Here is a 16,615-nt window from a genome sequence, read left to right as displayed (position 1 = left end):
GGTCAGATTAGTGACCATAGACAGCCAGGCGGGTGTTCTGAATATGCAGGTTGTCCAGAGCGACAGTACCAATGCTGGTTCCGCCGATGAGAACACCGCCAACATTTACGTCCATTACGACATCGTTGACATCGACCCGCAGCACGTCGGTTGCAGTCGACTGGCCGAGGCCATTGCCCTTGTAAACATCGAGGTTCACCTTGGCGAAGCCGACATTGATGCGTTCCGCCTTGGTGTCTCCGACGGTGCCACTGCCATCAAGGTCAGTATCGGCGCTATCAACAACACCATCACCGTTGTAGTCGAAGTTCGCTCCGGCGCCGGTGATGGACATACCGCGCACGCCAACCGCCAGGAAGGGAACGTCGAATTCCATGTTATTTACGGTGAAAGCAGTGTCGATGTTCAGAGAACCGTCGCCAGTGCCACCGAGGCTGGTGGACGCATCTTCAGTGTCAACCCGGATATCCAGCTTGGCCAGCATACCCCAGGCACTGAGGCCAGAGATCAGCGTGGTGCTGTCGGTACCTTCCAGGTTCATTGAGGAGGCCGTGAAGCCCCAGTCAATTGGCAGGCCACTGATCGTGTGAACGGAAATCACAGCGTCGCCGTCGTCCGCCAGGTCGATGTCGATAGACAGATCGTCTAGGAGCTGGCTAGCCGCAGTGTCAGGAGTACCGTCACTGTTAGTATCGAAGATCGGGTTGGCACCTGTGATGAGACCAGCACCACCAAGTTCGATGTCATTAACGGTGAATGAACCGCCACCGATTTCACCAGCAGCACCACCGTTCGTGTCGGTGTACTTGAACTGACCAATGCTGACCTGGGTTTCCAGTTCGATGGTCACACCGGCCTGGCCGGTTACGTTACCCATCGCAGAATCATTCATGGCCGTCAGTTCTGCCTGGGCGGCGAACGGGGCGGCGGCTACCGCTGTAGCAAGTGCAATTTTTTTCAGGCCTTTCATTCTTATCTCCTTATAAACTCATCGTTGTTCTTGTGTGAGTTTTGTATTTTTAGAAGCAGGATCTGTGATCCCACAAATCCATTTAAGATTGTTTTACACTCCGAATCCGTGATTGCACTCACAATTCTCACCCACACTGAAACAAACCGTTACAAAGCGGATTCAGGTCACGTTTTTCTACCCCTGTTCACCTTGCCCTTCTTTTTCCCGACCTTCGTAGAACAGTTCGTAAGGCTTTTTCTCGGTGCTGGGTTTGCCAAGGCTCAAGGCGCCCTGATCAAACTGATACGGGACAACCTGCAGACCCGAGAGCCCTAAACGATGCTCATGCTCAATCGCCAATACCCGAGTGTCCTTTTCACCCTCTACGGTCCCCGCATAAACGATTGCGGTGGCCAGGATTTTCCCATGACGAGCGAGCGACTTTAATGCGGCCCTGAACATAAGCACCTTCATCGTTGCCGCAGCTTGCTCGCCGCTTTCGCCGAGCCGAACCCGCTTTACTTCTCCGTCGTTCATCATCATCCACGCTGCCGGAATGACTACGCCACTCTGCTCGAGCTCATTACCGACCTCTTCGCGTGCCACGGCCGTTAGTTCCTGAATGTGCTTGGCCGCCAATGCGGCATATTTCTTGATTTCATCCTCGCTCAGCTTCCCATCCGATAACGCATTGCGGTTCGGTATGATTTCGCTGGTCTCACTTTGAGCCTGGACAGCGGGAGTAGCGAAAAGCAGGATAAAGAGAGCGGAAAGCAGAATTCTTTTTACAGGCCCCATAATCGTTCTTGTCCTTATATTCGGTCGTTTTTATTAAGGAAGGTCAGACGCAACTACAGTAAAATGCCCAAACGTAATTGACTGCCCCTCTTTGAATTTTTATTAGATCAAGGGCCGCACGCAGCCTACAACGCCCGTTTTGTGTGCTGCTTATCATTTCTTGAATATCCCGGAGGCGACTTGAACCCGGCAAACATGCGTGAACTCACCGATGAGGGCTACCATCGCCTGCTAAGCCATGCCTGCCGGGAAGCGGATTTCGCCTATATCGGAAGCGTCGGAAACGGCCCGGCCCGGGGAGCTTTCAGCGGATTTTCTGCCAGAGCTCTTGCCACCGAAATACTCCAACACCCTGTGCCTGAGAATTTCTGCTCCGATCAGCTTACCCAGAACATGGAAAGCCTCGTCCACCAGTTCCAGATCGAACAGGAACCCAATCCGGAATGCCTGTCCGGAGGGTGGATTGGCTTCCTGGGCTATGAGCTCGGGTATGTCAGGGAAAACCGTCTCAGAGAGCTCTGCCCATCTCTGGATGTCCCCCTGATGTCTGCAGGATTCTATCTTTGGACTGCCAGTCATAATCGCAAAACAGATCAGTATTGGCTTTGGATTCATCCGGATTGTCCTGATGGGACACGTGAATTACTGGACCAGTGGCTGGCCACGGACGAACCCGCCGCCACCACTGGATGGTCTATGGTTTGCGGCTTTCAGCCCAGGCAAACACCGGTTGCTTTCAGGACGAGCGTCGAAAGGGTCCGCCAATACATCGAAGCCGGTGATTGTTATCAGGCGAATCTGTCCCAGGAATTCTCAGGCCGTTTCGTAGGGGATCCCTGGCGAGCATTCCAGGCGCTTTCGGACGCTAACCCCACTCCCTACAGCGGTTTTATCCGAACAGGCGAAGCATCGATCATCTCGGTCTCCCCCGAACGCTTTCTCGAGATACACGGTCGCACCGTTACCACCAGCCCAATTAAGGGCACCAGGCCGAGAGGCAGAACACCGGAAACCGATCTGGCCTATGCCTCTGAACTGGAAGGCTCCGAAAAGGACCTTGCCGAAAACCTGATGATCGTCGATCTTCTCCGCAATGATCTGGGCCTGAACGCGAAACCCGGTAGTGTGAAAGTCGACAAACTCTTTGCTCTTGAGTCCTACAGGAACGTTCATCACCTCGTCAGCCACATTCGCGCGGAACTTGCCGAGGGTGTCACGCCGATGAAGGCCCTGTTTGACGCATTCCCGGGTGGTTCCATTACGGGTGCGCCCAAGATCCGGGCAATGGAAATCATCCGGGAACTTGAGCCCCACTGGCGCGGCCCCTACTGCGGCTCGATTTTCTATCGCGGACTGGATGGCACGCTGGACAGCAACATTGCAATTCGAACCATGCTATGTGACGGCCAGGGCACCATTCGGTGCTGGGGTGGTGGCGGTATTGTTGCGGACTCAGATCCCGAGGCGGAGTATCAGGAGACTCTGGCGAAGGTCGGGCCTTTGATGCGGTTTCTGGAAGAGTTGGTGATTGAGTGAACTTTGAGGTCAGGTGAGCATGGGGTCAGAAGAAGGGTTTCTTCTGACCCCGCTTTTAGCTCTCGGCTCAGGTGTTGTGAATAGCACTCGCCTTGAGGAACTGCTGCTTCAGATCGTCAAAATTGTGTACTGCCGGGAACTGCGGGAACTCGTCAATCACGTTCTGCGGAGCATGGAACAGAATCCCAGCCTCGGCCTGAGTCAGCATGGTGGTGTCGTTGTAGGAATCACCCGCCGCAATCACCCGGTAATTCAAAAGCTGAAACGCCCTTACGGACTGGCGTTTGGGATCGCGCTGGCGCAGCAGGTAATTGGTGATCTGGCCGTCGTCTGCCACTTCCAGCTTGTGACAAAGCAACGCCGGGTAACCCAGTTTCTTCATCAGGGGCATGGCGAATTCGTAGAAGGTGTCGGATAGAATCACCACCTGAAAACGCTCGCGCAGCCAGTCCAGGAACTCCCGGGCGCCGGGGAGCGGGTCCAGCTCGCCGATCACTTCCTGGATCTGGGGCAACCCGTAACCGTGCTGGTCCAGCAGCTTCAGGCGCTGCTTCATCAGCACATCGTAATCCGGAATATCGCGGGTGGTGGCCTTGAGCTCTTCAATGCCGGTCTTTTCGGCGAACGCGATCCAGATTTCCGGGATCAATACTCCTTCAAGGTCAAGGCATGCCAGTTCCACAACGATCTCCTGCTTCAATTGGTTAAGGGCAACGTCGGTTTGTCCGTCTGTGCCGCTATTCGGAGCGTATGATAAGAAAAACCGGGCGGGATTGCATCGTAGAAGTGTAACCCCTGACTTTTAAGCGCGGAATAACCATATAGATCGTCATTCCTTCAGGGTATGAGGCATTTAATGGTAGCCTTTTCGGTCAGTTAGATACCCTTGCACATCCATAGAAGGCAATGCCGGGCCATGACCGATATTCAAACCCTGCGGGAAGAGCTCGAAGGCCAGAGCCCCCGTTCGATTCTCAAAGCTGCGCTGCAACAATACGATAATATCGCCATCTCTTTCAGTGGCGCAGAAGATGTCGTGTTGATTGAAATGGCACACAAGCTGACCGACAACCTGAAGGTTTTCACTCTGGATACAGGCCGTCTGCATCCGGAAACCTACGATTTTGTAGAGCGGGTTCGCAAGCATTACGGCATCGAGATCGAAGTTCTGTTTCCGGATGCTCACGAAGTTCAGGATCTGGTGAACAAAAAGGGCCTGTTCAGCTTCTATGAAGATGGGCACAGTGAGTGTTGCGGCATTCGCAAGGTCAACCCCCTTCGCCGCAAGCTGGCGACCGTGGACGCCTGGATCACTGGACAGCGGAAAGACCAGAGCCCCGGAACTCGCAATGACGTCCCGGTTATCCAGGAAGATACCGCCTTCTCGACCAATGAAAAGACACTGGTAAAGTTCAACCCACTTGCAAACTGGACATCAAAAGAGGTGTGGGATTACATCCGTATGTCCGAGGCGCCGTACAACAAACTGCATGAGAAAGGCTTTGTCAGCATCGGCTGCCAGCCCTGCACCCGTCCTGTCCTGCCTGGTCAACATGAACGTGAAGGCCGCTGGTGGTGGGAAGAAGCCACCCAGAAAGAATGCGGCCTCCATGCTGGCAACCTGATCGCCCGGGAATAACCCGGGCGCCTCTTGCCCATTCATCTTTTAGTGAGTGGGCAGCTCGACATCTTTGAACAGTTCTTCGATTTCAGACCGGCTGCCCTGATGGGAAACCGCCTCGTCCACCTTTTCTTTGGTGAGATGGGGCGCGAAACGGTGAATGAAGTCATACATATAGCCCCGCAGGAAAGTCCCCTTTCGGAACCCGAGTCGTGTGACGCTGGGACGGAAAAGCTTGCGGGCGTCGAGCGCAACCAGGTCGGTGTCCGTTTTTGGATCGAATGCCATGCTCGCGACAATTCCAACACCGAGCCCCAACCTGACGTAGGTCTTGATCACGTCTGCATCTGCTGCCGTAAATACCACTTTCGGTGTCAGTCCCTGGGACTGGAACGCCTCATCCAGTTTCGAGCGCCCCGTAAAGCCGAACACGTAAGTCACGAGCGGGTATTCTGCCAGCTCTGGAAGTGTCAGTTCCGGCAGTTTCGCCAGTGGATGATCCTTCGGCACGATGACGCTTCTGTTCCATTTGTAGCATGGCATCATGATCAGGTCGTTAAACAGCTCCATGCCCTCGGTGGCAATGGCAAAATCGACCGCCCCGCTGGCTGCCATTTCGGAGATCTGCATTGGCGTCCCCTGATGCATATGCAGGGAGACGTCCGGGTACTCCTCTATAAAACCACTGATAATCGGGGGCAGTGCATAACGGGCCTGGGTATGAGTGGTGGCGATGCTGAGATCACCCTTTCGCTGGTTACTGAATTCCTGGGCAATCTTCTTGATGCCCTCAACCCGTCGCAGGATTTCGCCAGCTTCGCGAATAATGATCTCGCCGCCCGGTGTGATTCTGGTGAGATGCTTGCCGCTGCGGGCAAATACTTCAAGCCCCAGCTCGTCCTCCAGCAGGCGGATCTGTTTGGAGATACCCGGCTGGGACGTGAACAGACTCTGGGCGGTTGCTGAGACATTCAGGTCGTGATGCGCAACTTCCCAGATATAGCGCAACTGTTGTAGTTTCATTGAATCTGCTGCTCCCTGGAGATCGAAGGACCTTGTTGAAGAATACGCATAAAAATACAGATTTTCATTCTTTTTTAATATAGGCAACTGCTTTTACACAGTTTAGACCAAAATCGCATTTGCGCAGCCCCTGATAAAACCCTGAGGCTATGAAAAGCCCCTCCAACCCTTGACTTGGCCAATACAAAGGACACAATCCGTAATGCCCTGTCTGGGCACATCAACACTCCAGTTCTCAGGGAACCCATGCTGCTCACCACAAAGTTTCTTCGGCCAACGACAGACTCGCGCGCGGTTAAACGTGAGCGGCTGAGTGCCTTGCTTGAGTCCCGGGCTCCGAAAAGACTGAATCTGGTGATTGCGCCGGCCGGGTTTGGCAAGACCACTCTGGTTGCGCAATGGTGTTCAAGGGTTTCCTCCCCTACCGCCTGGCTCTCTCTGGACGAACACGATGATGAGCCCCGGCGATTCTGGCAGTACCTGATAGGTGCTTTTGAGCAAGCCGGCCTGACCGGCGCGTCCGATTTGCGCAAACAACTGGCTCACCATTCAGATGACACGTTTACCGAAGCCATTACCGGCCTGATCAACACGTTGGCTCATGATGACAGCCCGTGGTCGCTGGTGCTGGACGATTTCCACTTCATTGGCAACCCGGCCATCCACAGGCAGTTCGCCTATTTCATTAATTATCTTCCGCCGGGTGTTCTGATAACCCTGGCGTCCAGAACCGAACCGCCACTGCCCCTGGCCCGCTGGCGCGTCCGTCGGTGGATCCAGGACATACACCCTGGCCTGTTGGCCTTTTCTGAAGACGAATGCCGTCAGTTCTTTCACGACACCATGGGCCTTGATATCGCCGACGAGGATGTCCACGCGATTTACCGCAAAACCGAAGGCTGGGTCGCCGCCATGCAGCTGTCCGCATTGTCCGGAAAGGACGCCAGCACGAGTGGAAACCAGATAAATCTGGATGAGCGCCACATCAGCGATTATGTGCTGAGCGAAGTACTTGAGCAGCAACCCCGGGAGCTTTCGGACTTTCTGCTTGAAACGGCCTGCTGTCCACGGCTATGTGCATCCCTCTGTGATTCGATCCGTGGGTCCGATAACAGCCAAGAGCTGCTTGAAAAACTTCTCAGCCAGAATCTGTTTCTGATCCCGCTGGATACCCGGAACGAGTGGTTCCGCTATCACGACCTGTTTCGGGATGCACTGCAACTCAGGGTAAGTCACCAAGACCCTGACTCGGCCGCGCGACTCTGGCACCGGACGGTGGACTGGTTATTGGCCCATGGCCACGTGCAGGAAGCCATTGCCCAGATCGTCCGACAGGAGGACTGGTCCCGGCTTGCCCGGGTGCTCGCCGAGCACGGCAACAACCTGATCCATGGCGGATATCACCTCCCCGTGCTGGACTGGATTGATGCCCTGCCACAGGACCTTGTCATCGACAATCCGCAACTCCAGATGCTCCGGATCTGGGGGCTGTTCTTTGCCAACCGAATGGATAGTCTGGAGCCGCTGCTGTCCGGCCTGGAGGATCTTCTGGACCGGCAGGTGGCGGACTCCCATCCGGATGCCGAAGGGGCCCTCGGGCTGCAAAGTGAGATCTCGCTGATGCGCTCCTATCTGGCTCGCACCCGGAGTGACGACAAGAGCGCCGCAGATCTCACAAGACAGGTGCTCAGGGAGATTGATCACACTCGCATACCGCTAAAGTCGGTGACCTATTACGGCCTGGGCCTGGATTACTACGGCAAGGGTGAACTCACCGAAGCCGAAGACGCGCTCCAATCGGCAGTCCGCTACGGACAGGTCGAACATAAACCCAGTACGGTTCTTTCCAGTGGCGGCCTGCTGGCGTGGATTCAGTACAATCGCGGCGATATCGATCTGGCTTTGGAAACCTGCACCGAGATAAGGCAATGGGTGGACAAACACTATGCGGACCCAACCCAGCCAAGACTCATCTCATGCTGGCAGAACAGTACACTCTGCGAGATTCATCGCGAACGAAATCACCCCCAGCTAGCAGCCACGCACCTGAAACCGTTGCTCGAACATGTTGAGCGGGGCACCGAACCGGGCCAGCACGTGATCATTCAGTACGTGCGTGGTCACCTGGCTTTCAGCGAGGGCAGGCTCCAGGAGGCGATTGACGCGCTCGAAGACGCATCCCAGACCGCCCGCAAGCGGCGAGAGCAAATCGTGTTCGAGCCACCCGCAAGCACTGCCCTTCTGGCACGTTGCTACCTGGCTTCAGGCCATCCGGAAAAAGCCCGGGCCTGCCTGGGTTCCCGAGCCGATACCGAGTTCACCAATCCGCTTCATCTTGAACAAAGCCGTATTAGCGAGGCGCGAGTGCTGGTGGCACTGGATCAGCCCGAGCGGGCCCAGGAGATACTCAGCGCTCTTTTGCAACCGGCTGAACGCAACGCCCACAACCGACACCTGGTGGAAATTCTGCTGGTCTATGGCGAGGCCCTGGCGAAGCAGAAACGGACCGATGAATCGGAGCAAATGCTGACCCGCGCGATAGAACTCGCCGGCGAGGCCGGATTCCTGAGGCTCTTTGCGGAGGAAAGCCCCGATCTGCGTGCCCTGCTCCTTGGTTTGCCAGCACTGGATGAACCGGGAAGCTGGAACGCCAGCGTCAGGAAAATGCTTCTCGATCAGCGCCGGTCTGGCGAGGGCCATTCTGAAACAAAAGCCAGTGCTATTTCTGGTGAGCACGGTCGTACGACACTCAACGCCGAAACACTGCCTGAACCTCTCAGCCAGCGAGAACTTGAAGTGCTTGCGCTCATTCATGCGGGCCACGCCAACAAGGAAATTGCCGCAAAAATGGACGTTGCCCCGGCTACGGTGAAGGCCCACATTCGCAACCTTTATGGAAAGCTCGGCGTTGGCCGCAGAACCGAGGCTCTGGCCAGGGCCCGGGAACTGGGGTTGCTGCAAGGCTGATTTCGAGCCCAAAAACGTGATGCACCTCCCACTTTGCACCAACAACTTAAACCCGCTACGCCCTTTGGACGATCCGGCTACGCCCTCTAATCCCCTATTATATTTTCAACGGTGAGGGAAACCTCACCAGGAATTCTGAAACTTCAGGCCTTCAGATTTCTTGTTCCGCGTTGTTTCGACGCCCGGGTTCGAAAGAACCCCTTGATGAGAGCCAACCCCAAAGGGGCTGGCTCTTTTTTTATGGCTGAACGGTTCTGGTGGGATTCAGTGTTCGATGATCCGGCGGAAGGGTGGCAATGCATCCAGCAACAGCTGACCATACCGGCGGGCAATAATGCGGCGATCCAGGATCGTCACTCTTCCAGTATCCTGCTCGGTCCGCAGCAGCCGACCAACCGCCTGGACGAGTTTGATGGACGCGTCCGGAACGGTGATTTCCATAAACGGATTGCCGCCCCGCTGCGTCACCCACTCGGCCAGGCTCGCCTCAATGGGATCATCCGGCACCGAAAATGGCAAACGGGTAATCACGACGTGGTGCAAGTACTTGCCTGGAAGGTCGATACCCTCTGCAAAACTGGCAACGCCGAACAGGACACTCGGCCGGCCTTCATCCACCCTGCTGCAATGCTGCCTCAGCACTTCGCCCTTGGCCATATCGTCCTGGGTAATAATGAGGTCCGGGTAATCCGGGGCCAACGCGTCTCGCACTTGCTGCATTTGACGACGGGACGTAAACAACACCAGAGTCGCCTTCTCGCCTGCCCAGAGGTCCGGTAGTCGTTTTACAAGCTCATCGGCGAAGCCGTCATCCGTTGGCATGGCAGACATCGCAGGCACCTCCACCGTTGCCATTTCGCCGTAACGGAAAGAGCTGGGAACCACGAGGAAGCGGCTGCCCTGGGGCAATCCAGCCCGCGCGTTCAGGCGATCGAACCGACCAAGTGCAGTCAGGGTCGCACTGGTGAGCACGGCGCCGTAAGCGCGAGACCAAAGCCTGGAATACAACAGGTTGTCTGCCAGTACCGGTGAACTGTAAAGAGTGATGTCTTCGGCGTGATCCCAGCGCTGGCGTACTGACCATCGGGCTGGGGGCGGGCTTCTCTGCGTTTTCGGCCTGGCTTCTGGCTCATCACCTGTCTCGCTGTTGGTTTCAGCTTCCACGGGGGGACTGGCATTGCCCGGGTCGCACCAGGCTGTCCAGAGCCGCAACTGGTCCTCTGCCCGGGCGTGAAAGGAGCCTATCACCGGATACCAGGCTTCGGCGGTTTCCCGGTCGATCTCATGCTCCTTGCGCTCATCAAAGGCGCCCTGCAACTCGTCCGCCAGAACGCCCAGTTGCCGGACCATGTTAGCGGTAGCAATCCGGCTTTCGGCTGCAAGCTCGGCCATCGCCTCCGGCAACTCACCTTCCGGATAACGCCACTGCGCCGTCCGGCGCTCTTCGTTGAACTCCCAGCCGGTATTCTGCTCGGCTTCTTCGTAAACCCGGTTGAGGACCAGGTCTACCTCTCTCGACGCAGAACTGATGCGATCCAGGGACTTGGCGGCCTGAGTGCCGGCTGCCAGATAAGGCTGCATTTTAACAAGCGCCTGGGAAAGCTGCTTCAGCCATTGCCGGGTAGCATTGAGTGGCAGCGACGCGGCAAAGTGATTCAGGGCCTTGTCCGGAAGGTGATGAGCCTCGTCGAAAATATAAAGGGCGTTCTCCGGCTCCGGCAGAATGGCGCCGCCGCCCAGGGCAAGGTCGGCCAGAACCAGATCATGGTTAGCCACCACGATATCGGCATCATCAAGGTCTTTACGGGCATCAAAAAACGCGCAACTGTCGAAATAGCTGCAGTGGCGGTTGGTGCACTGCCGGTGGTCGGTTGTTACCTGTCGCCAGACGTCGTCCGGTATCTGTTCCGGCCAGTGGTCCCGGTCACCGTCCCACTCGCGGGAGCCATAACTGGCGAGCATTTCCTCGAAAAAGGCCCGGGTGCCCGGTTCTTCATTTTTCGGCCCATCCAAAAGGAACAGGGGCATGGTGTCGCTGTCGGTATTGCCTTCATCGTGCAGTCGGGCTTCCAACCGTGACATGCAGAGGTAGCGCCCCCGCCCTTTGGCCAGAGTCCAGTTGAAATCCATCTTGCTGTGCTTTTTCAGGTCCGGGAGATCTTTGAGCACAATCTGGTCCTGAAGGGCCACGGTTGCGGTGGAGATAACCAGGGTTTTGCCGAGGGCTTTGGCCACCGGGATGGCAGCGATCAGATAGGCCAGGGTTTTGCCTGTCCCGGTCCCGGCTTCGACCACACAGGCAGAGGCCGGGGACGTTCGCTGGCCATCGTTCTCGGTGATATCGCCCATGTATCGGGCGATTTCCGCAATCATCAGGCGCTGCCCATAGCGCGCCCGAATATCCTTGCCTGCCAGCACATCCCGATATCCCTGCTGGATCGATTGCTTGATTTCGTCGGTCAGCGCCATCAGCGAGGACTCACCCAGTCCCGAACAACGCCAACCCGAAAACGCCGCCCGTCACGACTCAGAACCACCCCTTCTTCTGTTATGTCGTCTACCCGCAGGCCATCGAAGACGTCGCCCACTCGCAGGTAGGTGTTGTTAATCATGACCCGGCGCGATGCAGGGGATGACGAGTAGATATGGCTGTTAAAGGTCAAATCGGGAACGCTCTTCTGAAACGAGAGCGGCAACTCTACCAGATGTGGCACTCTGCCTGCCTGCTCGGGCTGCACCATTGGTGCAGCAGTTTCGGAATTTGCGGATGAGGGAACGATAACGGTCGCTCGCTCCCGGCTTTGTGATGGGGAAGGTTCCGAAGCGATCGGCGCTGGAGTCGCCTCGCCCGCATCGGGCTCAGGGATGGTCCCCGTTTGTGCAACGGGATCTTCCAATGTCGGTGCTGGCTCTGTCGCAGGCGCCACCGCATCAGGTTCAGGAGCTGTCGTTCTGGCCGAGGCCGCAGATGTCTCGGATTGCGACTCGGAAACCCAGGGCAACGGCGCTCCCGGCCAGAAGACAAAGGCCAGGACGCCGGCATTGAGCATGAGTGCAAGAGACACCCAGACAGCCGGCGACCACCGCTTTTTCTTCGGGCGATGGATCAGCTGTACCTGCTGACCAAGGTCCGGTACGCGCCCTTGCCTCCGTTCAGTTTCGGATTTCCGCAATGCGTCAAGAATGTACGACATAATTACTCTCGACCTTCAACTTGCCGGCGACCTTCGGACTGCAGAGGCTTGAGACGGGGAATGTTAGCTTCCAGGTCGTTATTGATCTGGATAATCGTCATGGCTCCGGCGATCCCATCGACGGTAAGCCCTCGCAATGACTGATACCAGCGAACCTGCTCTTCGGAATCCAGCCGTTTCACCCGGTCACTTTCAGCACGGGAATTACTGAAACGGTCCGCCAGATCCATCACTCGCGCACCAATCCAGAGTTGCTCGCCCCCGCCATTGCTGTAAAAGCCGTCGCCCGTCAGGTATTCCGGAAGGCGCCACAGAACCCGATACTCCCCGAACCAATAGCGCTCGATACTGGCAAACAATACAGTCTGATTGCCGGAGGGCAAGGCGATGTCTGCGGTATCGCCATCCAGATGGCGGAGCACGACAAACCCCCGGTTACCCGCCTCATCCTGCAACTGAAGCATCGCCGGGCGATCCAGAAACTCGAGGCTTCGGCGGCTACCCTGACGACTCAGGCATCCAAGACCCTCCTCGTTGGCCCAGTCGCAGGCAACGGGCGCTTCCGAAGGTTCATATTCACGCCCCCAGATCCCGAAAAGTACCTGAAAAGCCTCCACGGAATCCAGAAGCTGACCCGGCACGGCAAGTTCAACGGGTGCTGACGGCTCTCCAGACCCGGTTTCCTGGATCTCTTGCAATGGTTTCTGTTCCTGCTCCTCGACTCGCTCAACAGCTCCCTGCAAAGGTTCTGCTGAGGAGGGATCGGTGAGAAACGATCCACCCGGTGACCAACGCTCAATAAGCCAGGCGGTGCCGATGATGGCCACCAGAATCGAAGCCGCAACGATAAGGTACTGGGATCTGTCTGGTGACTGGTGAGCCCGTGAGGGCGTGGGGCCGAGGGATTGTCCACGTACTTCTTTTGCCGCCTGGCGGATATGCTCGGGCGTAATCTCATGCTCACCCTCGGCATAGGCGCCCAACAATGCGCGGTCACTGATCAGGTTGATCAGGCGGGGTATGCCCTGGCTCTCGCGATAGAGGCGATTCACCGCCCGCTGCGAAAAGATATCACCCCGCATGCCGGCAACACTGAGGCGGTATTTCAAGTAGGCCGCCAGCTCATCCCGACCGATGGCGTCCAGGTGATAGCGTGCTGTGACCCGCTGATTCAGCTGTCTCAATTCCGGAAGTGCCAGCATTTCCTGCAGTTCAGGCTGGCCAAGCAGGACAATCTGCAGCAGCTTCTTCTCTGCCGTCTCGAGATTGGTCAACAGCCTTAACTGTTCCAGCACCTCGGCCGAAAGGTTCTGGGCCTCATCAATCATCAGAACCTTGTGTCGCCCGGCTGCATGGGCCTTGAGCAAGTCCCGGTTAATCAGATCAACCAGTTCCTTGATGGTGGCACTGATATCGTGGGGGATTTCCAGCTCATCGCAGATGGAGGACAGTAACTCCCGCGCAGAGAGCCTCGGGTTGAGGATCAGCGCGATATCCACATGATCGGGAACATTCTCGATAAAACACCGGGAAACCGTTGTTTTTCCTGTTCCCACCTCACCAGTGATTACGATGAAACCGCCCTGCCCCTGGACTCCGTACATCAGGTGCGCCAGGGCCTCCTTGTGGCGATCGCTGAGATATAGATAACGAGGGTCCGGGGCAATGGAAAACGGCGGTTCGCGAAAGCCGAAAAAGTCGTAATACATATCAGGACGTACCGGAATCCGCGTTGCTGATCAGCCTGAGCTCGGCCGTGCGCCGGTTCTGTTGCTTCAGCCTTCGCACGCAGCGCTCCAGGGTTTTCGATATACGGGCGTGGGAGCGAATCATGGAGATCTTCGGCCAGGTCGCTCGCTCGCCAGCCAGAATCATCTGCCGCACGTAAGCAGGATCCGGATTCGCCAGCATCCTGCTGTAATCCTTGAAGGAATACGACGGAGCTATGGTCACGTCTCCCGAGTAACGCTGAGCCATAATGGTGTACAACTGACCGGACATCTGCCGCAGAAGTTCCGGCCTTACCCGTTTTCGCAGGTAATCGAACACGCCCTGGCCATGAAACTGTATCTCGGATTTCAACAGATGCATGGGCAGATTTCCGAGGGACAGTTTTTCATCCAGCCCCCGCTGGCTCAGGAAAGGGACTACGTGGGGATTGGTCTGGCTCACGATGGTGTAATTGACATCGTACAGGTGCATCAACCGCTCGATTGGCAAATCACTGACGACCGAGCCATCCACAAACTTCAGGCGCGGCATATACGGTAGCGTATTACCCTGAATGTCTTTTTTCATCAGGGTAACCGGCGGGAAAATACCGGGAACCGCGGCGCTGGCCAGCACCGCGCTCCACACCATCAAATAGGGCGAGGTGTATCCGCAAAGCAACCGGGCCTTCTGGTGCGCCTGCACTGGGGACACGCTAACGTTGATTGAACGTCCGGTACGCTGATACGCCTCCTCGAAGGTGTACTCACCGATATTGCCCCGCAGACAGTTCCGAAGCTCCTCCTGATCCATGAGCCCGTCGCCACGGACTGCGCTTAGAAGACCTCGCCATTTCCAGGCTCTCAGGTTGTGGTTCTCGGGGATCAGCATTTCCGGAATTTCGGCATCCGTATGCACACCAAGAATGCCCGCGATGATGGCCCCGATACTTGAGCCCGCAATAACCTGCGGCAGAAGCCCCTTTTCCCAGAGCGCCTTGATCACGCCGAAATGGAACACACCGAGGGTGGCGCCGCCACTGAGCAAAAGTGCCGGGCGACCGTAACTTGTGAGGGTGTCGCGGAAGAACTGGAGCTTATCTGCAACTGGAAAACCCGGAACCGGTTGATCACAAAGATAGCACAGCGCTTCACAGACCTGCGTGATGTACTCCTCGATCAGATGCTTGGTGCCGACGCGCGACCGGGTATAAAGCGCGGGATTGCCCATATTGCCCAGGTCATGGTGCAAGCCTTCGCGGAGAGCGCGTTTGAGGCGTTCCACGTCATTTTGCTGGCGATACTGCTTGAGGTTGCTCAGCCGGTCGTAGATGACTTCATAATGATAAAGGTCGGAGGCAAAATCCTCTTTCCACTCGGCGTTGCCCTCCAAAAAGTCCAGTTCCAGAGCCGCTGCTTTCCATACCTCGTAGTTGGGCGCGTCGGCCAGCATTTTCCGGAACTTGGCTATTCTTGGATCCTTGAGCACCGTTGATCTCCTTTCAATCCGGCTGACGCTTAGAAATCATCAAGCATCAAGTCCTCATCATCATCGCTGGCAAACGGATCGTTAACCACCTTACCGTCGTTAATCAGGAATTCGCGACGTTGCAGAAAGGCATTCCGCACAAACACGTAACTGTCGCCAGAGATGAAACTTTCAGCAGGGATCAAATCCGCCCGGCGGTCGACGATTTGCAGAGCCCTTGCATAGTAAACTTCAGGGCTTTCCACTTCATCCCACGCCGAAGGCAACGCGAAGCCGTCCGTCACAAACCCGGTAAAGTGCCGGGGTGTGGAAGGGCCGAGAAAAGGAAGCATCAGATAGGGCCCTGAACCCGCGCCCCAGTATCCCAGGGTCTGACCAAAATCCTCGGGCCGTTCCGGCAGGTCAAAGGCGGTTGCGACATCGAACAAACCACCCAGCCCAAAGGTGGTGTTGTAGGTGAAGCGCCCCACGGCAACCACCGCAGACTCCCCTTTCAGTTGAAGGACACTGTTGATGAAGTTCCTCAGTTCTGTCAGATTGTTGAAAAAATTGGTAACGCCGCGGTCGACAATTTGCGGAGTGAAGGTTCGATAGGCCTGTGCTACCGGTTTCAGGAACCAGCGGTCGATGGTCTCGTTGAAGGTGTACACCTTGCGGTTCCAGTTCTCCCAGGGATCTGCGGGATCAACCGGAACAGATCCCTCTGGAGCGGGTTCCTGCATGTTCTGGGCAATAGCCTGGCCCGCTGGCAGAAGCGCAGACAGGGAAAACAACATGGCCAGGGTAATAAGCCGGCGCCGGATAAAAAAGTAGTTCATCATCTGCTCTTGGGTTGTTTAATTCGTTTCAATTCGTCGAAAATACCGGCGCTACTTTTTATTATTAAACCGTTGTTCCGGAGAAACCGATGTCAGTACCGGGAAATCTTGTAAACACAATCACTATGCCCCTCCGGTGGGGAGACATGGATGCATACGGCCACGCCAATAATACAGTCTACTTCCGATTCTTTGAGGAAGCGCGCATTGTGTGGCTGGCTTCACTGGAGCTGGGCGGGCCTGACGAGCCGACCGGCCCCGTTATTATAAAGACCAGCGCTACCTTTCTAAAGGAATTGAACCACCCGGCAACGGTTGAGGTGAAAACATACGCTGACAAGGCAGGTAACACCAGTCTCGACACCTACCATTTGCTGACAGATGTCGACACCGGCGCCGTCTATGCGGAAGGCTATGCAAAAATCGTCTGGTTCGACCGAAAGACGCGCTCTTCGGCTCCGCTGCCAGACACCCTCAGGACACTGGCAACGTCTTGACCCAGCTCACA

At 56.3% G+C, this 16,615-nt stretch carries 13 protein-coding genes; 4 read left to right on the top strand and 9 right to left on the bottom strand.

Going from position 1 to position 16,615, the window contains the following annotated elements; all coding sequences use genetic code 11:
• Positions 1 to 7: 7 nt before the first annotated feature.
• Complete coding sequence (locus BM035_RS13315; RefSeq protein WP_092032442.1) at positions 8 to 970, bottom strand: DUF6160 family protein; 963 nt, start codon at positions 968 to 970, stop codon at positions 8 to 10.
• A gap of 177 nt (positions 971 to 1,147) precedes the next feature.
• Positions 1,148 to 1,750 carry a hypothetical protein gene (locus BM035_RS13310; protein WP_092032441.1) on the bottom strand — a complete coding sequence of 201 codons (603 nt, stop codon included), beginning with the start codon at positions 1,748 to 1,750 and terminating at the stop codon, positions 1,148 to 1,150.
• A 195-nt stretch (positions 1,751 to 1,945) separates the two neighbouring features.
• On the opposite strand from BM035_RS13310, the gene pabB reads away from it, so the two are divergent.
• Positions 1,946 to 3,286 (top strand): aminodeoxychorismate synthase component I, encoded by a 1,341-nt coding sequence (gene pabB, locus BM035_RS13305; protein WP_092032439.1) that lies wholly within the window; start codon positions 1,946 to 1,948, stop codon positions 3,284 to 3,286.
• A gap of 67 nt (positions 3,287 to 3,353) precedes the next feature.
• Here the strand turns inward: pabB and thrH are convergent, their stop codons facing one another.
• Complete coding sequence (gene thrH, locus BM035_RS13300; protein ID WP_053115593.1) at positions 3,354 to 3,968, bottom strand: bifunctional phosphoserine phosphatase/homoserine phosphotransferase ThrH; 615 nt, start codon at positions 3,966 to 3,968, stop codon at positions 3,354 to 3,356.
• A gap of 234 nt (positions 3,969 to 4,202) precedes the next feature.
• Between thrH and BM035_RS13295 the strand changes: the two genes are divergently transcribed.
• Complete coding sequence (locus BM035_RS13295) at positions 4,203 to 4,925, top strand: phosphoadenylyl-sulfate reductase (protein ID WP_092032438.1); 723 nt, start codon at positions 4,203 to 4,205, stop codon at positions 4,923 to 4,925.
• 27 nt (positions 4,926 to 4,952) lie between these two features.
• Here the strand turns inward: BM035_RS13295 and cysB are convergent, their stop codons facing one another.
• Positions 4,953 to 5,930 carry an HTH-type transcriptional regulator CysB gene (gene cysB, locus BM035_RS13290; protein WP_008171800.1) on the bottom strand — a complete coding sequence of 326 codons (978 nt, stop codon included), beginning with the start codon at positions 5,928 to 5,930 and terminating at the stop codon, positions 4,953 to 4,955.
• A 246-nt stretch (positions 5,931 to 6,176) separates the two neighbouring features.
• Between cysB and BM035_RS13285 the strand changes: the two genes are divergently transcribed.
• Entirely contained in the window at positions 6,177 to 8,897 is a 2,721-nt protein-coding gene (locus tag BM035_RS13285) for a LuxR C-terminal-related transcriptional regulator (RefSeq protein WP_092032435.1), read from the top strand.
• A gap of 264 nt (positions 8,898 to 9,161) precedes the next feature.
• Here BM035_RS13285 and dinG read toward each other — a convergent pair whose 3' ends face one another.
• From dinG to BM035_RS13260, 5 genes are read right to left on the bottom strand one after another with little or no spacing between them, the layout of a single operon-like run.
• On the bottom strand, positions 9,162 to 11,366 hold the full coding sequence (gene dinG, locus BM035_RS13280) for an ATP-dependent DNA helicase DinG (protein ID WP_053115381.1): 2,205 nt from the start codon (positions 11,364 to 11,366) through the stop codon (positions 9,162 to 9,164).
• Positions 11,366 to 12,091 (bottom strand): general secretion pathway protein GspB, encoded by a 726-nt coding sequence (locus BM035_RS13275; protein WP_092032433.1) that lies wholly within the window; start codon positions 12,089 to 12,091, stop codon positions 11,366 to 11,368. The genes dinG and BM035_RS13275 overlap by 1 nt, the downstream gene beginning before the upstream one ends.
• 2 nt (positions 12,092 to 12,093) lie before the next feature.
• Entirely contained in the window at positions 12,094 to 13,800 is a 1,707-nt protein-coding gene (locus tag BM035_RS13270; protein ID WP_092032430.1) for an AAA family ATPase, read from the bottom strand.
• Position 13,801: 1 nt separating this feature from the next.
• A complete protein-coding gene (locus BM035_RS13265) occupies positions 13,802 to 15,289 on the bottom strand; it encodes a DUF3336 domain-containing protein (RefSeq protein WP_092032428.1) in 1,488 nt (495 codons plus the stop codon).
• A gap of 29 nt (positions 15,290 to 15,318) precedes the next feature.
• Positions 15,319 to 16,107 carry an MlaA family lipoprotein gene (locus tag BM035_RS13260; RefSeq protein ID WP_053115383.1) on the bottom strand — a complete coding sequence of 263 codons (789 nt, stop codon included), beginning with the start codon at positions 16,105 to 16,107 and terminating at the stop codon, positions 15,319 to 15,321.
• Between the two features lie 89 nt (positions 16,108 to 16,196).
• Between BM035_RS13260 and BM035_RS13255 the strand changes: the two genes are divergently transcribed.
• Positions 16,197 to 16,604, top strand: a complete 408-nt coding sequence (locus BM035_RS13255) for an acyl-CoA thioesterase (protein ID WP_092032425.1) — start codon at positions 16,197 to 16,199, stop codon at positions 16,602 to 16,604.
• Positions 16,605 to 16,615 lie beyond the last annotated feature (11 nt).

Source organism: Marinobacter sp. DSM 26671 (assembly GCF_900112835.1).
GTDB lineage: Bacteria > Pseudomonadota > Gammaproteobacteria > Pseudomonadales > Oleiphilaceae > Marinobacter > Marinobacter flavimaris.
This window is presented reverse-complemented; position numbering and strand designations above follow the sequence as displayed.

Bases quoted from the DNA above. Each gene is read 5' to 3' on its own strand.
- BM035_RS13260 (WP_053115383.1), bottom strand. From the start codon at position 16,107: ATGAACTACTTTTTTATCCGGCGCCGGCTTATTACCCTGGCCATGTTG.
- BM035_RS13275 (WP_092032433.1), bottom strand. From the start codon at position 12,091: ATGTCGTACATTCTTGACGCATTGCGGAAATCCGAAACTGAACGGAGG.
- BM035_RS13285 (WP_092032435.1), top strand. From the start codon at position 6,177: ATGCTGCTCACCACAAAGTTTCTTCGGCCAACGACAGACTCGCGCGCG.
- pabB (WP_092032439.1), top strand. From the start codon at position 1,946: ATGCGTGAACTCACCGATGAGGGCTACCATCGCCTGCTAAGCCATGCC.
- BM035_RS13310 (WP_092032441.1), bottom strand. From the start codon at position 1,750: ATGGGGCCTGTAAAAAGAATTCTGCTTTCCGCTCTCTTTATCCTGCTT.
- dinG (WP_053115381.1), bottom strand. From the start codon at position 11,366: ATGGCGCTGACCGACGAAATCAAGCAATCGATCCAGCAGGGATATCGG.
- cysB (WP_008171800.1), bottom strand. From the start codon at position 5,930: ATGAAACTACAACAGTTGCGCTATATCTGGGAAGTTGCGCATCACGAC.
- BM035_RS13255 (WP_092032425.1), top strand. From the start codon at position 16,197: ATGTCAGTACCGGGAAATCTTGTAAACACAATCACTATGCCCCTCCGG.
- BM035_RS13270 (WP_092032430.1), bottom strand. From the start codon at position 13,800: ATGTATTACGACTTTTTCGGCTTTCGCGAACCGCCGTTTTCCATTGCC.
- BM035_RS13315 (WP_092032442.1), bottom strand. From the start codon at position 970: ATGAAAGGCCTGAAAAAAATTGCACTTGCTACAGCGGTAGCCGCCGCC.
- BM035_RS13295 (WP_092032438.1), top strand. From the start codon at position 4,203: ATGACCGATATTCAAACCCTGCGGGAAGAGCTCGAAGGCCAGAGCCCC.